Consider the following 17,502-nt stretch of genomic DNA (forward strand, 5'->3'; position numbering starts at 1 on the left):
CTTTGGTGGACACAAATTTTGTGTACGACAGAAATCACTGTGGGAGCGGGCTTGCTCGCGATGACGGAATCAGCCGCAATGAAGATTCAGAACCGAGACCCTGGTTGCGAAAGAAACGCCAACTCCTGCGCCGTAGACTCTCGCCCCAACACCGTATTGCGATGCGGAAACCGTCCAAACCGCGCAATCACTTCCCGATGCCGCTCGGCATAATCCAGATTATCGGCAAACACCGCGCGATCAGCTTCTGGCTGCTCGGCAACCAGCGCGATAAAGCGCGAAACCGCCTCATCCTGCACCGCCAGATGCTCGCAATGCTCAAACACCAGGTAGATGAACACCCGCTGAATCGGCCGCAACTGCCGGTCGAAATCCGCAGCGATGCCTTGCGCAACCAGCGCCTGAGCCCTGATATCGCCTGCAAAGGATTTGGGAGTATCGCGAAAGATCATTCGCGGCAGTTGATCGAGCAGCAGCACCAAGGCCAGCCAACCTTCCGGGCGTTGCGCCCAGTCAGTCAATCCACCGGCCAGTGCCTGCTCGACCCAGTCCCCGAAACGCGTCCGCGCTTCGAGGTCCTGGCTGTCGCGCTTGCCAAACCATAACCTGCCCTTGTCAGCCGCTATGTCGTTAGGTGATTCGAGGGTTCCGAACCACCATTCGAGCAACGGCTGCCAGGGCGCAGTCATGTTTACTCCTTGTGATAAGCCGTGGCGCGTTCGACTTCTTCTTTCGAGCCGAGGAACACCGCTACGCGCTGGTGCAGGCCTTCAGGCTGGATGTCGAGGATGCGCTGATGGCCGTCAGTGGAGGCGCCGCCCGCTTGCTCAACCAGGAACGACATCGGGTTGGCTTCATACATCAAGCGCAGTTTGCCCGGCTTCGACGGCTCGCGGCTGTCGCGTGGGTACATGAACAGGCCGCCACGGGTCAGGATGCGGTGCACGTCGGCCACCATCGCGGCGACCCAACGCATGTTGTAGTTCTTTTTCAGCGGGCCTTCTTCGCCGGCCAGCAATTCGCCGACGTAGCGTTGTACCGGCGCTTCCCAGTGACGCTGGTTGGACATATTGATCGCGAATTCCTGAGTGGACTCCGGGATCGTGATGTCTTCATGAGTCAGCACGAAGCTGCCCATTTCACGGTCCAGGGTAAAGCCTTTCACGCCATCGCCCAGGGTCAGCACCAGCATGGTTTGCGGACCGTAGATGGCATAACCGGCGGCAACCTGCTCGGTGCCTGGCTGCAGGAAAGCCTTTTCGTTCAAGGCTTCGTTCTGGCTCAGGTATTCGCTCGGGCAACGCAGCACCGAGAAAATAGTACCGACCGGTGCGTTGATATCGATGTTCGACGAGCCGTCCAGCGGGTCGAATACCAGCAGGTACGCGCCTTTCGGGTATTTGCCAGGGATCTGGTAGGCATTGTCCATTTCTTCGGACGCCATGCCGGCCAGGTGACCGCCCCATTCGTTGGCTTCGAGCAAGATCTCGTTGGAGATCACGTCGAGTTTCTTCTGCACTTCACCTTGGACGTTTTCGGTGCCCATGCTGCCCAGCACACCACCCAAGGCGCCTTTGGAGACGGCGTGGCTGATTTCTTTACAGGCGCGCGCCACCACTTCGATCAGGAAACGCAGATCGGCAGGGGTGTTGTTGCTACGGGTCTGCTCAATCAAATAGCGACTCAGGGTAACGCGGGACATGGAAGGCTCCGGTGGAATGGGGGGCTAAAAACCCGCGCAGTTTAACGCGAGTCGGGGCGCATTTCCTCCTATCAGACGTGAGATGCCCAATAGAGTTCATGTGCCGGGTTTAGCGTAGTTCGAAACGGACGGGAGGTGGTCCGGGGAATAGCGGCCAATTCAGCATTTTTCGACTGATCGGCCGCTATCGCGGGCAAGCCCGCTCCCACAGGTATCGTGCGGTCCTTGTGGGAGCGGGCTTGCCCGCGATCTGGCGCGTAGCGTCAGCCATTCTCAGGATTTGGCAGCAGGTTTGCGCAATAGGCTGAACGCCATCGCTGCCAAAAACAAAACGCTCAGCAACAACACCGCCCACAACCTGAACTTCTTCCAGTTGGTTTCAACTTGTGCCGTCGAGGTGACTGCCGACGTGGGGGTCGCGATCACCCCGCCCTCCACCGTTGCCCTGCCCAACGCCGCCCACTTCGCGGGGCTGTAATCCGGAATCAGCGTCGCCAGCGGCAGGTTCGCCGCTTTCACCGTCGCACTGCCCAGCGCCAGCGTATAAGGCCCGGCGCCGCGCGCCAGGAACACCAATTGCGTGGAACGCACAGCGAAACGCACCGTCGGCGCCTCGGCGCCCAAGCCACCGCCGCGCTCGTCCACCGTCAACTTCAATTGCTGCACCGTTTGCCCCGGCAGCTGCAATTCGTTCTGCACCACGTCCTGGCCATTCTGAGTCAGGCGATAGAGCAAACCACTGCTCAATGGCTGCCACGGCAGGCTGCTTTCGCGACGACCGGACAACGTCACCGGCGCCAGACTGTTGGGCTGATTCAGCTCGACCTGCAAGCGCTCGACATTGAGCCCCATCGGCAATTGCCAGGTGTATTCACCCGCCTTCACGCTGGCGCCGGCCAACGGTTGCGACCAGACCAACGGCAGCGGCAGGCTGCGTGTGCTGGCGCTCTCCAGTTGCGCCGAGGTCAATATCGGCGCCGACTGCGGCGCGTTCCACAACAAGCGCAGATAACGCGCCGGTTGCCCCGGCAAGCTGACTTCATGCTGCTCGACCCGTTCGTCGGCAAACGTCAGCCGCGCCACCTGCCCGTCACCCCACGCCTGCCAATGTTGCAGATCGTCGCTGGCTTCGATGCTGAAACGCTGGAAGCCATCGCGCTCGCTGGTCCAGTCGAAGATCAGTTGCTGCAACGGCGCCTTGATGCCGCTGGCGTCGAGCAGCCAACCGCGCAGCACTTCTTCGCCCGCCTCCAGCTGACTCGAAGGCTGCACCTCGACCAGCGTGCCGTTGGCGTTCGATTGCACCCGCACACTCGGCGCACGTTCGGTGGCGTCCGCCGAGTTGTACAGCGGGAACCACTTCACGTCGGTCAGAGGGTTTTCACCGGTTTTCGCGGACTCTCGCGCCACGGCGTAGGCCTGAGTTTCACCGGCCGCGTTGAACACGCGCACATCGCTGAGGTCGGTTTGCCGCGCATTCAACTGCACGGCCAGGGGCAATTCGAGGCGATACCACGGACCTTCGCCGCTCACGGTCAACGGCACTTGCGTGGCGAAGTCCGCCGGTTTTTCCTGCGCAGTGGCCGACAACGCCACGCCCAACGCAACAGCGCCCAACCAGACCAGGTTCAGCTTCTGACTCAAGACGATACTCCTTCGGTTTCCGGGGCCGGTTTTTCAGGTTCGGCTCCGCCTTGGCGCGCAGCGTCGGCACGCTTGGGCGGCAACGGGGCGAAATAGCCCACCACCAACAGCAACACGCCAACACCAATAAACGAGACGATCCGGGCGAGTCCGCCACGGTTACTCAATTCGACAAAGAACAGTTTCGCGACCACCACGCCAATCAGCACCGCGCCGATCAGCCAGACTTCGCGACGATGACGCAAATGGCCGCCGATCATCAGACTCAGCGCCATCAAGGTCCAGACGATGGACAAGCCCGCTTGCACCAACATCGATTCGAGCAGCGCATCCAGCTCATACGGCACACCGCCCCAATGGTGCGCCGTGCGCATCACCGACGCGGTAAAGAAGGCGAACAGCGAGACGCCGGCGATCAGTTGCGTGGCGTGATCGAAGCGGCCCTTGCGGATTGCCAGTTGCATTACCGCGCTGCGAGCCCAGACGTAAACGCCGAACAGCGCAAACAACAGCCCCAATTCCAGCGGATTGATCAGCGGCACATAAGGCAACGGCTCGGCGGTGCCGTCGCTGACAATGTTCGCCAGCCAGAACCAACCGAGCATGAGCAATGCCAGCGGCGCCGCCGCGTACAGTCGATACTCGCGCGGATACGCCGACACCGGCCACGGCCAGGCACGCGGTGCGGCCATCAACACCAGGTAAACGCTCGGCAGAATCGCCCAACCCAACCAACGCCAGGCGTTGTATTGCTCGGACAACAGCAGCAAGCCGTAACGCAACTCCAGCGCCAGCACACCGATCAACAGCCAGCAGCCGAGCACATGAGCCGTACTCAAGGCACGAGCCGGCAACAGCGGCGCCAGACGCCGCAGCGAGATGAAATGCACGACGAACACCGCCGCCCAGGCGAGCCAGCCGACATCGGCCGCCGGGTGGTAACGCGAGTGCCACGCCCCGAGCAATACCACACCGCTCGCGGGCATCAGCAAGGTGCAGAGCAAACCCAGCGACGGCCATTTCAAGCGCAACGCCAACACTGCCCATAGCGCAACGCTGAGCGCCGCGACCGTCAGCAGCAACGTCGCTTGCACATTCACCGGAGCAAACCGCAGCACTTCACTGACCCACGCCAACGCCCACCAACCCGCGCCCCACACCAGCAGCACTTCGGACAAACGCTGCAAACTCAGTACATCGAAAGCCGAAGCATGGTTGCCGAGCTGCAGACGCCAGGCGCCAACCATCGCCGCCAGACCCAACACCAATGGGGTCCAGAAGCCGCTGTGCGCCAGCGGTTTCAAACCTTCGCTGGCCAGCGGCCCCAGCAGATCCGGCCCGGCGAACAGGAACGCCGCCCCGCCAATCACCTGCAACAGCAGACCGAAAACGAAACTCACGCGCTGCTTCAGATACAGGCTCAGCCAGATAATGAACAAACCGCTGGCCGCCCACACCGCGCTCGCGGTTTGCCATGGCAGCACGAACAGCACGGCGAGGTTGATCAGCACCAGCCCGGCCAGCAACACCACCGACAAACCGCGCAACAACCGAACGTCGCTGCGCACCATGTCATCGCGCGCGGCCAGCAACATACCGGCGATCAACGCCAGACCGATCAGTGACGCACTGAGCAAACCGCTCCAACCTGCGCTGAACACCGCGCCCGACTCACCACTCGCACCTTGCAGTCGCAGCAGGAACAACGCGCCACCCAGCAACTGGACGGCAAATGCGCTGAACAGGAAGGTGCGCGATTGCAGGCGCAGGCCGACAAACAGCGTCGCCAGACCGGCCAGCGCCCAACTGATCGCCGTGCCGTGGGTGAAGAAGAACAGCGGCGCCAGCAGATAGAGGAAGGTCAAACCGAGGCACGCCAACACCGGCAGGCCTTTGCGCTCCCACTCCGACGTTTGCTCGGGTGCGGCGTTGCGCAATTGGTAGAAGCTGAACAGCAGCGCCACGCCGAGCATCAATGCGCCCAGCGGTGCGCCCTCGAGCAGGCTGCTTTCGCCGATGCGCAACTCGCTGAGGAACGCCAGCGCCGAGCCCAGTTGCAGCAGCAAGGCAAACGCGCGCGCCAGCGGTCGTTGCTGACGCAGGCCGAGCCAGAAAATCCCGGCACCTTCCACGGCCCAAGCGGCCGCTGTCCAACGCGCATCAAGCCCCAACGGGATCGCCAGACTGGCGAAGATCACGCCCAACGCCAGACAGGTTTCCGCCAGCAACAACGCCCGGCCACCCATCAGCAGGCGGGCCATGCCCATGTAAATCATGCCCAGCGCCAATGCGCTGAAAGCCGCAGCAAACTCCAGATGCTGGACCAACGCGAACTGCAAACCGAAACCCACCAGCGGCGGGCCGAACAGCATCGTGCCGTCGACGTAATCACCCTTGCGCGCCGACCGGCGCAGCAACGCCTCGCGACTGTCGTCCTCGGGCGCGTCGCTCATTTCCAGTAACTTGCGCCGCGCAAACAACAGACCGATGGCCAGGTACATCAGGAAGAACAGAAGCAGAAACGGCTCGGTGCTCCACAGCAAGTCCGGCGTGTAGGAGCGCAAGCCCCAGGCGAACCCGATGCCAAAGGTGCCGACGAAGCCGATCAGGTTGAGCAGCCGCCAGGCCTTGAACCAGGCGATGGCAAGGATGCCCGCGTTGAGCAAGGCGAAATAGCTGAACAACGCGACATGGTTGCCGGCGCCGGTGGACGTCAGGATCGGCGCGGCGAAACCACCCAACGCTGCGGCGCAGGCCAGTGCCAGCGAGTCCTGAGTGATGGCCAGAATGGCCGAGAACACCGTCACCGCCACCAGCAGCCCGAGCGCCGCCGTCGGATCGAGCAGTGGGTGCAAACGCATCGCCGCGAACACCGTCAGGTACAACACGGCAATCCCGGTGCCTTGCAGCATCAACGCATAGTGATTGTTGCGATGACGCAGCCACCAGCCCAGACCGAGCAGGCCTAACGCCGCCGCCGCGACACCGGCGTAACGCAGTTCAATCGGCACCACCATGCCTTCGGTGGCATAACGCAGCAGAAACGCCAGACCGAGGAACAACAACACCACGCCGACCCGCAGCACGGTGTTGCCACCGAACAGCCAGTTGCGTGCGCCGCTGATGGCGCGCTCGATAAAGTTCGGGCCACGCGGGATCGCGGGCTCGCGGGTAACCGGTTCAGGTTTCCAGGCATCGTCGGGCAGCGGACGGCTGGTTTGCGTGGCCGACGCGCCAATCGGTTCGAGTTCGGGTGGGAGCTCCCAGACCATCTCCGGGGTCGAGACAGGGATTTCTTCGAGAATGAATACAGGAGAAAAGGCGGGTTCGCTGGCAAGCGGCTCGCCGGTTTCCAGGGGCTTGACGCCAGAGACCTCCAGCAAGGCCAGGCGTTGCTGGACCGCACTCAACGCCACTTGCGCCTGCGCCAGCAGAACGCGCTGTTCGGCCGATTGCGAGCCCAAACGGCCGATGCGAATGGCCTGGCCGATACCCAATCCGAGCAACGCACCCAACAGCGCATCGCTGAAGGACTCGTCGAGTACCCAGCCCAGCACCAGCCCAATCAGCATGAACATCCATTGCATGGTCGATATCCCTAAGCAGCCCCGCTGTGGGGCGAATCCGGGTGATACAGCATCTGGCTGAGTCTAGTGTGAAACCACACAAACCTGTGGGAGCGAGCCTGCTCGCGAAGTGACACTGACATTCAGCTCTGATACTGAATGTCAGACCGCTTTCGCGAGCCAGCTCGCTCCCACAATGGGTCGCCATGCTTACCGCCCGGTGTAACCGGTGCCTAGTATATCGATCAGGCCAACAACCGTCGGGCCTGGCTCGCAATTATTGCGAAAAGTTACTCCAGCGCTTTCCAGATTTCCGTCGCGTACTCGCGAATGGTCCGGTCGGAGGAGAACCAGCCCATCCGGGACGTGTTCAACACCGCCGAACGCCACCACTCGTTCGAATCGTGCCAATGGGCTTCAACGCGCATCTGCGCGTCCCAGTAGGAATCGAAATCGGCGCAGACCAGGAAGCGGTCGTAGTCGATCAGCGAATCGATCAAACCGGTGTAGCGGGACGGATCATCTGGCGAGAACACCCCGCCGCGAATCGCTTGCAGCACGTCATTCAACCGATGGGACGCGGCAATGTCCGGCACCGCGCTGAACTCGTGGTTCTGCTTGCGCGCTTCCACCTGCTGGGCGCTGAGGCCGAAGATAAACATGTGCTCGGCGCCGATGCGCTCGCACATTTCCACGTTGGCGCCGTCCAGCGTGCCAATCGTAAGCGCTCCGTTGAGGCCGAACTTCATGTTGCTGGTGCCCGACGCTTCAAAACCGGCAGTGGAAATCTGCTCGGACAAATCCGCTGCCGGAATGATGCTCTCCGCCAGGCTGACGTTGTAGTTGGGCAGGAACACCACTTTGAGCAAGCCGCGCACGGTCGGGTCGTTGTTCACCACGCGGGCGATGTCGTTGGTCAGTTTGATGATCAGCTTGGCCTGGTGATAGCTGGCGGCGGCCTTGCCGGCGAAGATCTTCACCCGTGGCACCCAGTCGATTTCCGGCTCGGCGCGAATCGCCTGATACAACGCGACAGTGTGCAGCAAGTTCAGCAACTGGCGTTTGTACTCGTGGATCCGTTTGACCTGCACGTCGAACATCGCCGCCGGGTTGACCGCAACGCCAAGGCGCTCGTGAATGATGTACGCCAGCGCTTTCTTGCTGTGCAGGCGCTGTTCGGCGAAGGCCTTGCGGAACGCGGCTTTTTCCGCGAACGGCTCCAGATCAATCAAGCGCTCTTCCGCGTTATCCATCAGATCAGGGCCGAGGGCATCGACCAGCATCGAGGTCAATTCCGAGTTGGCCTGATACAACCAGCGGCGGAAGGTAATACCGTTGGTCTTGTTGTTGATCCGCTCCGGATAGAGCTTGTGCAGTTCGGAGAACACGGTTTTGCGCATCAACTGCGTGTGCAGCCCGGACACGCCGTTGACGCTGTGGGAACCGAGGAACGCGAGGTTGCCCATACGCACCCGGCGGCCGTTGTCTTCTTCGATCAGCGATACCGCGCGCAGCACGTCAAAATCATGGATGCCTTTGGCGCGCAGCGAGTCGATGTGCTGGGCGTTGATCAGGTAAATGATCTGCATGTGCCGCGGCAGCATCCGCTCCATCAACCCGACCGGCCAGGTTTCCAGCGCTTCCGGCAACAGCGTGTGGTTGGTGTACGAAAGCGTATCGACGGTGACCTGCCACGCGGCGTCCCATGCCACGTCGTAGACATCGACCAGTTGACGCATCAGCTCGGCCACGGCAATCGAGGGGTGAGTATCGTTGAGCTGGATCGCCGCGTGGTCGCCCAGGGTCAGCACCGAGGTGTGCATGTTGCGATGGCGGCGCAGCAAATCCTGGAGGGATGCCGCGACGAAGAAGTATTCCTGACGCAGGCGCAATTCCTGGCCGGCTTCGGTGCTGTCCGCCGGGTAAAGCACGCGAGAGATACTTTCCGCGCGGGCCACTTCCGCGACCGCGCCCAAGTGGTCGCCGGCGTTGAAGCGCTCAAGGTGCAAATCTTCCATCGCCCGGGCACGCCACAGGCGCAACGTGTTGACGCTCGCCCCGCGCCAGCCGACCACCGGAGTGTCGTAAGCAATAGCGCGCACCGTTTCGCCCGGGGTCCAGACTTGCTTGCTCTTGCCGCTCGCGTCGGTAATGGTCTCGACGCTGCCGCCGAAGCCAATCGGGTAAACGACTTCTGGTCGCTCGAACTCCCACGGGTTGCCGAAATCCAGCCAATGTTCGGTCTGTTCCTGCTGCCAGCCATCGACAATCGCCTGACGGAACAAGCCGTGCTCATAGCGAATGCCGTAACCGTGGCCGGCGATGCCGAGGGTCGACATGCTTTCCATGAAGCACGCCGCCAGACGACCCAGGCCACCATTGCCCAGGGCCGCGTCGGGCTCCAGCAGGCGGATGCGTTCGAGGTCGACGCCGAGCTCGGTCAGCGCTTCACGGGCGACGTCGAGCAGGCCGAGGTTGCTCAGGCTGTCGTAGAGCAGCCGGCCGATGAGAAATTCCAGGGAGAGGTAGTAAACCCGCTTCTGACCTTTGCGGTAGATCTGCCGGGTGTGGTCCATCCAGTGCTCGACCATGTGATCGCGCGCGGCCAGCGCAATGGCTTCGAACCAGTCGTGGTCGAAGGCGTGATCCGGGTCTTTGCCCACCGCGTAGGTGAGTTTGGTCAAGACGGCGTCGCGGAATGCGGCCACCTCTGCTTCGCGAACAAGTGGTTCTTGAGTCATCGATAGGACCTCGAGCGAGCTTTGAGTTGTCTGAGCCTAGACGGTCTGACAGGCGGTAGAGGCTCTGGTTCGGCAGTATTTCCTGTTAGTGCGAGATAGGTCGACATTAGCTTGGCGTGTGCCTGAATCAATGCAGGGGCCGTGCCGGAATTCAAGTGTTGTTGGCCGCAAATAAAAAAAATCTGGCGAAAGGTTGTTCAAAAATCCACCAGTCCCGGTATGATCGCGCGCCCTGATGCACACGCTGGTAACAACCGATGATGAAACCCAACCTGATCGCCGCCGCCGAGATCGATCGCCTCGATACCTGGGCCAAGTACTCTGCGCCGATGTGCGGTTCTTGCATATCCAGCTGCTGCACCTTGCCGGTCGAGGTCAAGATCAAGGACCTGATCCGCATCGGCATCGTCGACGAGTTCGAGCGTGGCGAACCGGCGAAGAACATCGCCAAGCGTTTGCAAAAGGAAGGGATCGTCGAGCGTTACAGCCAGAAGACCGAGATCTTCACCCTCCAGCGCATGAGCAACAACGATTGCCTGTACCTGGATCGTAAGAGCCGTCTGTGCACTATTTATGAAAAGCGCCCGGATACTTGCCGCAACCACCCGAAGATCGGACCGCGACCTGGGTATTGCGCTTACAAGCCCAAAGAAGTGGTGCGCGAGACCAGCAGCAGCCGTCGCCCTCTCGAGAAGTTTTAACCTTCGCTGAGTGCTTCGGCGACACACAGACCGCTTTCGCGAGCAAGCCCGCGCCCACAGGGGATTGGTGTCGTACACAACTGATGTGTCCGCCATAGATCCCCTGTGGGAGCGGGCTTGCTCGCGAAGGGGCCGGCACAAACACTGCACAAACCCCAGACAAACAAAAACGCCCCCGACCTTGCGGTCGGGGGCGTTTTTTTAAGCCTTAACTAAGTCGAAACTCAGTTGCCGCTTTTCTTGGCAGCGCGGGTACGCTCGCTTTCGCCCAGGATCTTCTTGCGAAGACGGATGGACTTAGGAGTGACTTCGCACAATTCGTCTTCTTGAACGAATTCCAGCGCTTGTTCCAGGGTGAAACGGATAGGCGGAACCAGAGCGATGGTTTCGTCTTTACCCGAAGCACGCATGTTGTCGAGCTTCTTGCCTTTGGTTGGGTTGACGCCCAGGTCGTTGTCGCGGCTGTTGATGCCGACGATTTGACCTTCGTACACGTCTTCACCGTGACCCAGGAACAGTTTGCCGCGAGCTTGCAGGGTTTCCAGCGAGTAAGTCAGAGCCTTACCGGTAGCAACCGAAACCAGCACGCCGTTCTGACGACCGGACATATCGCCGGACTTCATCACGTCGTAACGGTCGAAGATCGAGGTCAGGATGCCTGCACCGGAGGTCAGGGTCAGGAACTCGTTACGGAAACCGATCAAGCCACGAGCCGGGATGTTGTACTCAAGGCGCACACGGCCCTTGCCATCCGGAACCATGTTGGTCAGGTCGCCTTTACGGATACCGATCTGTTCCATGATCGAACCTTGCGATTCTTCTGGCAGGTCGATGGTCACGTTTTCGTACGGTTCGTGCTTCACGCCGTCAACCAAACGGATGATCACTTCCGGACGACCAACACCCATTTCGAAGCCTTCGCGACGCATGGTTTCGATCAGTACCGAGAGGTGCAACTCACCACGGCCGGAGACTTTGAACTTGTCGGCGGTGTCGCCTTCTTCAACGCGCAGGGCAACGTTGTAGAGCAGTTCTTTGTCCAGACGTTCCTTGATGTTACGGCTGGTGACGAACTTGCCTTCACGACCGCAGAACGGCGAATCGTTAACCTGGAAGGTCATCGAAACGGTTGGTTCGTCAACGGTCAGCGGCTTCATCGCTTCAACATTCAGTGGGTCGCACAGAGTGTCGGAGATGAACAGCTGGTCGAAGCCGCTGATGCAGACGATGTCGCCGGCAGCTGCTTCTTCAACGTCGATACGGTGCAGACCGTGGTGACCCATCAGCTTCAGGATACGACCGGTACGCTTCTTGCCGTCGGCGTCGATAGCGACAACCGGAGTGTTCGGCTTGATGCGGCCACGAGCGATACGGCCAACGCCGATAACACCAAGGAAGCTGTTGTAGTCCAGAGCGGAGATTTGCATCTGGAACGGACCATCGCGGTCGACTTTCGGCGCAGGTACGTTGTCGACGATCGACTGGTACAGCGGGGTCATGTCTTCAGCCATGTCGGTGTGTTCCAGACCGGCAATGCCGTTCAGGGCCGAGGCGTAGACGACTTTGAAGTCCAGCTGTTCTTCGGTAGCACCGAGGTTGTCGAACAGGTCGAAGATCTGGTCCAGAACCCAGTCCGGACGCGCGCCTGGACGGTCAACCTTGTTGATGACCACGATTGGACGCAGGCCGGCTTCGAAAGCCTTCTTGGTCACGAAACGGGTTTGCGGCATAGGGCCGTCTTGAGCGTCAACCAGCAGCAGAACGGAGTCAACCATCGACATTACGCGTTCAACTTCGCCGCCGAAGTCGGCGTGGCCCGGGGTGTCCACGATGTTGATGTGGAAGCCGTTCCAGTTGATGGCGGTATTTTTCGCCAGAATGGTAATACCGCGCTCTTTCTCCTGGTCGTTGGAGTCCATCACGCGCTCGTCGTTGAGCTCGTTGCGCTCCAGGGTGCCGGATTGACGCAAGAGTTTGTCTACCAGGGTGGTTTTACCATGGTCAACGTGAGCAATGATGGCGATGTTACGTAGATTTTCGATCACTTGTGTATCTCGATCAGAGGATTCGGTGTGCTGACAAGTCTTGGCAGCGATTAACAGTAGAGTCAGGCCTTGCCGTTACAGCTTGACGGCAGAGTCGGGGGGCCGATGACGCAGGCCACAGGCAAACAGCCCCGGGCTCTTAGCTCGGTCGATAAACGCGCACATTGGCATGCCCCTCACTGAGCAAATGGTGGGCATGCAGGCGACTCATCACGCCTTTGTCGCAATACAGCAGGTACTGGCGAGTAGGGTCCAGTTCCTTGAAACGAGCGTTCAATGCATAAAACGGCATCGTCTGTACCTCAATGCCACCGAGTTCCAGCGGCTCGTCTTCAGCGGCATCCGGGTGACGGATGTCGATGATGATCTGGCCCGCCAGTGCTTCGCTGACTTCTTCGATCTGCAAGTCCTGGCCCAATTCGTCGATCACGCGATCGATCGGCACCAGTTTGGCGTTCTCGAGCGCACGCTCAAGCACCGCCATGTCGAATTCTTTCTCTTCATGCTCCACGCGCGGACGCTTGGCGTGGGTCTTTGGGTTCACCGAGATGACCCCGCAGTATTCCGGCATGTGCTTGGCGAAGTCGGCAGTGCCGATTTCGTTGGCCAGGTCGATGATGTCCTGCTTGTGACTGGCGATCAGCGGACGCAAGACCAGCTTGTCGGTCACGCAGTCGATCACGGACAGGTTCGGCAAGGTCTGGCTCGACACCTGGGAAATCGCTTCACCGGTGACCAGCGCTTCGATGTCCAGCCGATCGGCAATACGGGAAGCAGCGCGCAACATCATACGCTTCAAAACTACGCCCATATGACTGTTATCGACTTTCCCGAGAATTTCTCCCAGTACTTCCTCGAACGGCACACTGACAAATAACACGCGTTGGGAGCTGCCGTACTTCTTCCAGATGAAGTGCGCGACTTCCATGACGCCCAGTTCATGGGCCCGTCCGCCCAGATTGAAGAAGCAGAAATGGCTCATCAGGCCACGGCGCATGATCTGGTAGGCCGCAACGGTGGAATCGAAGCCGCCAGACATCAGCACAAGCGTCTGTTCCAGGGCTCCCAGCGGATATCCGCCGATGCTGTTGTGCTGGCTGTGGATCACGAACAACCGTTTGTCGCGAATTTCGATGCGAACTTCGATTTGCGGCTCTTTCAGGGAAATACCCGCGGCGCCGCACTGACGACGCAGTTGGCTGCCGACGTATTTCTCGACGTCCATCGAACTGAATTCATGCTTGCCGGCGCGTTTGCAGCGCACCGAAAAAATCTTCCCGGCCAGCGAATCACCGAAATGCAGCTTGCACTTGGCAACGATGTCGTCGAAATCACCCAGCGGGTATTCGTCGACCTGCAGGAAATGCGCGATGCCCGGCATGCAGCTCAGGCGCTCGGTGATCTCCTTCAGTACCTTGGGCTCGCTGACGCGGGTTTCAAGCTCGAGATTGTCCCACACACCGTTCACCACCACGGCCGGGTCCAGGTCACGGAGCACGGCGCGAATGTTTTTGGCCAACTGGCGGATGAAACGCATCCGTACCGGGCGGCTCTTGATGGTGATCTCGGGGAAGACTTTTACGATTAGTTTCATGAAAACAGCGCGCGCTGGGCCAGCCGAAAAAGGGGGGCGCGGATTATAGCGGAAATTGCTCAAGGTTTAACCAGTTAATGTGCAGAAGGTTTTGCTCGCACCAAAACAGGTCATTTATCGATTTGCGCGCCACATTGTAGGGCGGGATTTTCTCCGTTATCGGGCTTTGCACCTTTATAAGCGTGATATTGGGGCAAAAAACCCATGGTGGGGCACTGGCATGCAATTTGCTCCCTTGTGAGGCAGGTTGCCTTGGCAGAGTATTCGCGCCGGCATCACCCACATTCTAAGGGCATCCACTACTAAGCCCGAAGCCACCCGGAGGACACTATGTCGAAGTCGGTTCAACTCATCAAAGATCATGACGTCAAGTGGATTGATCTGCGCTTCACGGACACCAAAGGCACTCAGCACCACGTGACCATGCCGGCTCGCGACGCGCTGGATGACGCTTTCTTCGAAGAAGGCAAAATGTTCGACGGTTCCTCCATCGCTGGCTGGAAAGGCATCGAAGCCTCCGACATGATCCTGATGCCGGACGACAGCACTGCCGTTCTCGACCCGTTCACCGAAGAGCCGACCCTGATCCTGGTTTGCGACGTGATCGAGCCTTCGACCATGCAAGGCTACGACCGTGACCCACGTGCGATCGCCAAGCGTGCCGAGGAATACCTGAAGTCGACCGGTATCGGCGATACCGTATTCGTTGGCCCGGAGCCAGAATTCTTCATCTTCGACGAAGTGAAGTTCAAGTCCGACATCTCCGGCTCGATGTTCAAAATCTTCTCCGAACAAGGTTCGTGGATGTCCGACCAGGACGTGGAAGGCGGCAACCGTGGCCACCGTCCAGGCGTCAAAGGCGGCTACTTCCCTGTTCCGCCGTTCGACCATGACCACGAAATCCGTACCTCCATGTGCAACGCCATGGAAGAAATGGGCCTGGTCATCGAAGTTCACCACCACGAAGTGGCAACTGCCGGCCAGAACGAAATCGGTGTGAAGTTCAACACCCTGGTGGCCAAGGCTGACGAAGTTCAGACCCTGAAGTACTGCGTACACAACGTTGCTGACGCATACGGCCGCACCGCGACCTTCATGCCTAAGCCTCTGTACGGCGACAACGGCTCGGGTATGCACGTTCACCTGTCCATCGCCAAAGATGGCAAGAACACCTTCGCTGGCGAAGGCTATGCCGGCCTGTCCGACACCGCTCTGTACTTCATCGGCGGCATCATCAAGCACGGTAAGGCCCTGAACGGCTTCACCAACCCGTCGACCAACTCCTACAAGCGTCTGGTCCCAGGTTTTGAAGCACCGGTAATGCTGGCCTACTCGGCTCGCAACCGTTCCGCTTCGATCCGTATTCCTTACGTGTCCAGCCCGCGCGCTCGCCGTATCGAAGCCCGCTTCCCGGATCCAGCAGCCAACCCGTACCTGGCCTTCGCTGCCCTGGTAATGGCTGGCCTGGACGGCATCCAGAACAAGATCCACCCTGGCGACGCAGCCGACAAAAACCTGTACGACCTGCCGCCTGAAGAGGCGAAAGAGATCCCACAAGTTTGCGGCAGCCTGAAAGAGGCCCTGGAAGAGCTGGACAAAGGTCGTGCGTTCCTGACCAAAGGCGGCGTGTTCTCCGATGACTTCATCGACGCCTACATCGCTCTGAAAAGCGAAGAAGAAATCAAGGTACGTACCTTCGTACACCCACTGGAATACGAGCTGTACTACAGCTGCTGATCCAGTAGCGCCAGCACACGCGGCGTAACAAAAGAGGCCTCCTTCGGGAGGCCTTTTTTGTGGGCGATTTCTGACAAGAGACGCCTCAATCTCCTAGGGCATTCACAGCATCGTCCGGCATAAACCCTTTTGAGTTGCTCGTAGCCTGTTCCGACTTGCCCGCTCTCAAAGGATTGAACAATGAAAACCTGCCCGCTTACCCCCCTGCTTGCAGCACTTGCGGCCTTGGCCATGACTGCCTTGCAAGGCTGCGACAGCGCATCACCGACAATGAAGGTAGAACGTAAAATCCTGCTGCAGACCAGCACATCCTGGGACAGCACGCCCTACGATCGCTACCCCGACAGCGCGCCCGAGCTGTCACTGCTCAAACTCAAGATACCCGCCAATACCGAACTCGACTGGCACACTCATGCCATCCCCAACGCGGCCTACATCCTCGCCGGCGAACTGACGGTCGAAAGCAGGGACAGCGGCGAGATCCGACGCTTCAAGCAAGGCGAGGCGCTGGCTGAAATGGTCAACATCACCCATCGGGGAAAAACCGGCGACAAACCCGTAGAACTGATTGTGTTCTATGCTGGCAGCCAAGGTATTCCATTGTCGGAGTAATCCTCGCTGTCCGTAGGGAGACTGAATGCGGCCACTCTTGATGCTTCTGCTGCTTACTCTGGCTTTTCCCCTGATGGCGCAGATCTACAAATACACCGACGCCACCGGTAACACCGCCTACAGCAATCAACCGCCCGACGGTGTGAAGGCTCAACCGGTCGAATTGCCGCCGCTCAACAGCGTCGAGCGCCAGGCGCCTACCCCACCCGCCGAAGCCACCCGCCGCGAACAACCGCGCAGCGCTTACGAGGTACTGGAGCTGACCAATCTGCCCACCACCGAAGCGCTGCGGGCCAACAACGGCACCTTCACCGTCAACGTGCTGATCAAACCGCGCTTGCAGGGCCCACATTTGTTCAGGCTGTTGCTGGACGATCAACCATACGGCCAGCCCAGCAACGTACCGATCCTGCAATTGGTGAATATTGACCGAGGGTTGCACAGCCTCGCGGTGCAGGTGATCGACGGCGAAAATATCGTGCAGCAGAGTCCGACCTCGACCTTCACGGTACAGCGGGTGCATAAGCCGTGAGGTTATGGCTGCTGGTTGTATGCCTGATCGTGCTGCCCGCATCGGCCGAAGTCTTCACCTACGTCGATGCCCAGGGCAATCGGGTCTTCACCGATCAGCCAGGCTCCGGCAACGCCAAGCGCGTGCCGATCGCCGCAGGCAATCGTATGTCCGCCAACCCAACCGGCGCAGCGCCATTGATTGCCGAGAAAAAATCCGACACCAAACCCCTGTTCCGCTACGACATGCTACGAGTACTGGTGCCCGAGCCCGACGCCACAATCCGCAGCAGTGCCGGAGAGTTGATCGTCAGCATCACCAGCGAACCCGGCTTGCAACACGGTCATCGCTACCGCTTGCTGCTCGACGGCCAGCCCACCGCCGAACCCGGCCCCAGCCCGGTATTGGCCCTGAGCAACATCGACCGTGGCAGCCACAACCTGTCCGTGGAAATCCTCGACGAACATGGCCGCACCGTCGAACGCACCGCCAATCAACCGTTCCACATGCTGCGCATCTCCCTCGCGCAAAAACGCCAGGTCAAACCCTGCACCCTCGCCGACTACGGCCAACGACCGGAATGTCCGCTCAAAGACAAGCCTGACGAGCCAAAAAATCCCTTCCTGCGCTTCTTCTAACATCGTTCAGC

12 protein-coding genes are annotated in these 17,502 nt (G+C 59.9%); 5 read left to right on the forward strand and 7 right to left on the reverse strand.

Features of this window, described 5'->3' with window-relative positions; genetic code table 11:
- Positions 1–86: 86 nt before the first annotated feature.
- From ACI77H_RS18780 to ACI77H_RS18800, 5 genes are all read right to left on the reverse strand, one after another.
- Positions 87–689: a DUF924 family protein gene (locus ACI77H_RS18780; RefSeq protein WP_407013221.1), complete on the reverse strand. Its 603-nt coding sequence runs from the start codon at positions 687–689 to the stop codon at positions 87–89.
- Positions 690–691: 2 nt separating this feature from the next.
- The gene (locus ACI77H_RS18785) at positions 692–1,702 is read right to left on the reverse strand and encodes a class 1 fructose-bisphosphatase (RefSeq protein WP_407013223.1); all 1,011 of its coding nucleotides are present in this window, start codon (positions 1,700–1,702) and stop codon (positions 692–694) included.
- A gap of 273 nt (positions 1,703–1,975) precedes the next feature.
- Entirely contained in the window at positions 1,976–3,346 is a 1,371-nt protein-coding gene (locus ACI77H_RS18790; protein ID WP_407013225.1) for a DUF3999 domain-containing protein, read from the reverse strand.
- Positions 3,343–6,933 carry a DUF2339 domain-containing protein gene (locus ACI77H_RS18795; RefSeq protein WP_407013227.1) on the reverse strand — a complete coding sequence of 1,197 codons (3,591 nt, stop codon included), beginning with the start codon at positions 6,931–6,933 and terminating at the stop codon, positions 3,343–3,345. The genes ACI77H_RS18790 and ACI77H_RS18795 overlap by 4 nt, the downstream gene beginning before the upstream one ends.
- Before the next feature lie 269 nt (positions 6,934–7,202).
- Entirely contained in the window at positions 7,203–9,653 is a 2,451-nt protein-coding gene (locus ACI77H_RS18800) for a glycogen/starch/alpha-glucan phosphorylase (RefSeq protein ID WP_407013228.1), read from the reverse strand.
- A gap of 260 nt (positions 9,654–9,913) precedes the next feature.
- Between ACI77H_RS18800 and ACI77H_RS18805 the strand changes: the two genes are divergently transcribed.
- The gene (locus ACI77H_RS18805) at positions 9,914–10,354 is read left to right on the forward strand and encodes a YkgJ family cysteine cluster protein (protein ID WP_407013419.1); all 441 of its coding nucleotides are present in this window, start codon (positions 9,914–9,916) and stop codon (positions 10,352–10,354) included.
- Between the two features lie 224 nt (positions 10,355–10,578).
- Here the strand turns inward: ACI77H_RS18805 and typA are convergent, their stop codons facing one another.
- Together typA and thiI are read right to left on the reverse strand one after the other, a co-directional pair.
- A complete protein-coding gene (gene typA / locus ACI77H_RS18810) occupies positions 10,579–12,399 on the reverse strand; it encodes a translational GTPase TypA (RefSeq protein WP_407013229.1) in 1,821 nt (606 codons plus the stop codon).
- 139 nt (positions 12,400–12,538) lie between these two features.
- Positions 12,539–13,993 carry a tRNA uracil 4-sulfurtransferase ThiI gene (gene thiI, locus ACI77H_RS18815; protein WP_407013230.1) on the reverse strand — a complete coding sequence of 485 codons (1,455 nt, stop codon included), beginning with the start codon at positions 13,991–13,993 and terminating at the stop codon, positions 12,539–12,541.
- 330 nt (positions 13,994–14,323) lie between these two features.
- Between thiI and glnA the strand changes: the two genes are divergently transcribed.
- The 4 genes from glnA (at position 14,324) to ACI77H_RS18835 (ending at position 17,491) form a co-directional block, all read left to right on the forward strand.
- Positions 14,324–15,730, forward strand: coding sequence for a glutamate--ammonia ligase (gene glnA, locus ACI77H_RS18820; RefSeq protein WP_407013231.1), 1,407 nt, complete (start codon positions 14,324–14,326; stop codon positions 15,728–15,730).
- Between the two features lie 180 nt (positions 15,731–15,910).
- Positions 15,911–16,342: a cupin domain-containing protein gene (locus ACI77H_RS18825; RefSeq protein ID WP_407013232.1), complete on the forward strand. Its 432-nt coding sequence runs from the start codon at positions 15,911–15,913 to the stop codon at positions 16,340–16,342.
- Between the two features lie 25 nt (positions 16,343–16,367).
- A complete protein-coding gene (locus ACI77H_RS18830) occupies positions 16,368–16,874 on the forward strand; it encodes a DUF4124 domain-containing protein (RefSeq protein ID WP_407013233.1) in 507 nt (168 codons plus the stop codon).
- Positions 16,871–17,491: a DUF4124 domain-containing protein gene (locus ACI77H_RS18835; RefSeq protein WP_407013234.1), complete on the forward strand. Its 621-nt coding sequence runs from the start codon at positions 16,871–16,873 to the stop codon at positions 17,489–17,491. Before ACI77H_RS18830 ends, ACI77H_RS18835 begins: the two co-directional genes overlap by 4 nt.
- Positions 17,492–17,502 lie beyond the last annotated feature (11 nt).

Source organism: Pseudomonas sp. O230 (genome assembly GCF_045447035.1).
Taxonomy (GTDB): Bacteria; Pseudomonadota; Gammaproteobacteria; order Pseudomonadales; family Pseudomonadaceae; genus Aquipseudomonas.

Coding starts and splice junctions, on each gene's coding strand:
- ACI77H_RS18795 (WP_407013227.1), bottom strand. CDS start 6,933: ATGCAATGGATGTTCATGCTGATTGGGCTGGTGCTGGGCTGGGTACTC.
- ACI77H_RS18805 (WP_407013419.1), top strand. CDS start 9,914: ATGAAACCCAACCTGATCGCCGCCGCCGAGATCGATCGCCTCGATACC.
- glnA (WP_407013231.1), top strand. CDS start 14,324: ATGTCGAAGTCGGTTCAACTCATCAAAGATCATGACGTCAAGTGGATT.
- ACI77H_RS18800 (WP_407013228.1), bottom strand. CDS start 9,653: ATGACTCAAGAACCACTTGTTCGCGAAGCAGAGGTGGCCGCATTCCGC.
- thiI (WP_407013230.1), bottom strand. CDS start 13,993: ATGAAACTAATCGTAAAAGTCTTCCCCGAGATCACCATCAAGAGCCGC.
- ACI77H_RS18785 (WP_407013223.1), bottom strand. CDS start 1,702: ATGTCCCGCGTTACCCTGAGTCGCTATTTGATTGAGCAGACCCGTAGC.
- ACI77H_RS18830 (WP_407013233.1), top strand. CDS start 16,368: ATGCGGCCACTCTTGATGCTTCTGCTGCTTACTCTGGCTTTTCCCCTG.
- ACI77H_RS18780 (WP_407013221.1), bottom strand. CDS start 689: ATGACTGCGCCCTGGCAGCCGTTGCTCGAATGGTGGTTCGGAACCCTC.
- ACI77H_RS18825 (WP_407013232.1), top strand. CDS start 15,911: ATGAAAACCTGCCCGCTTACCCCCCTGCTTGCAGCACTTGCGGCCTTG.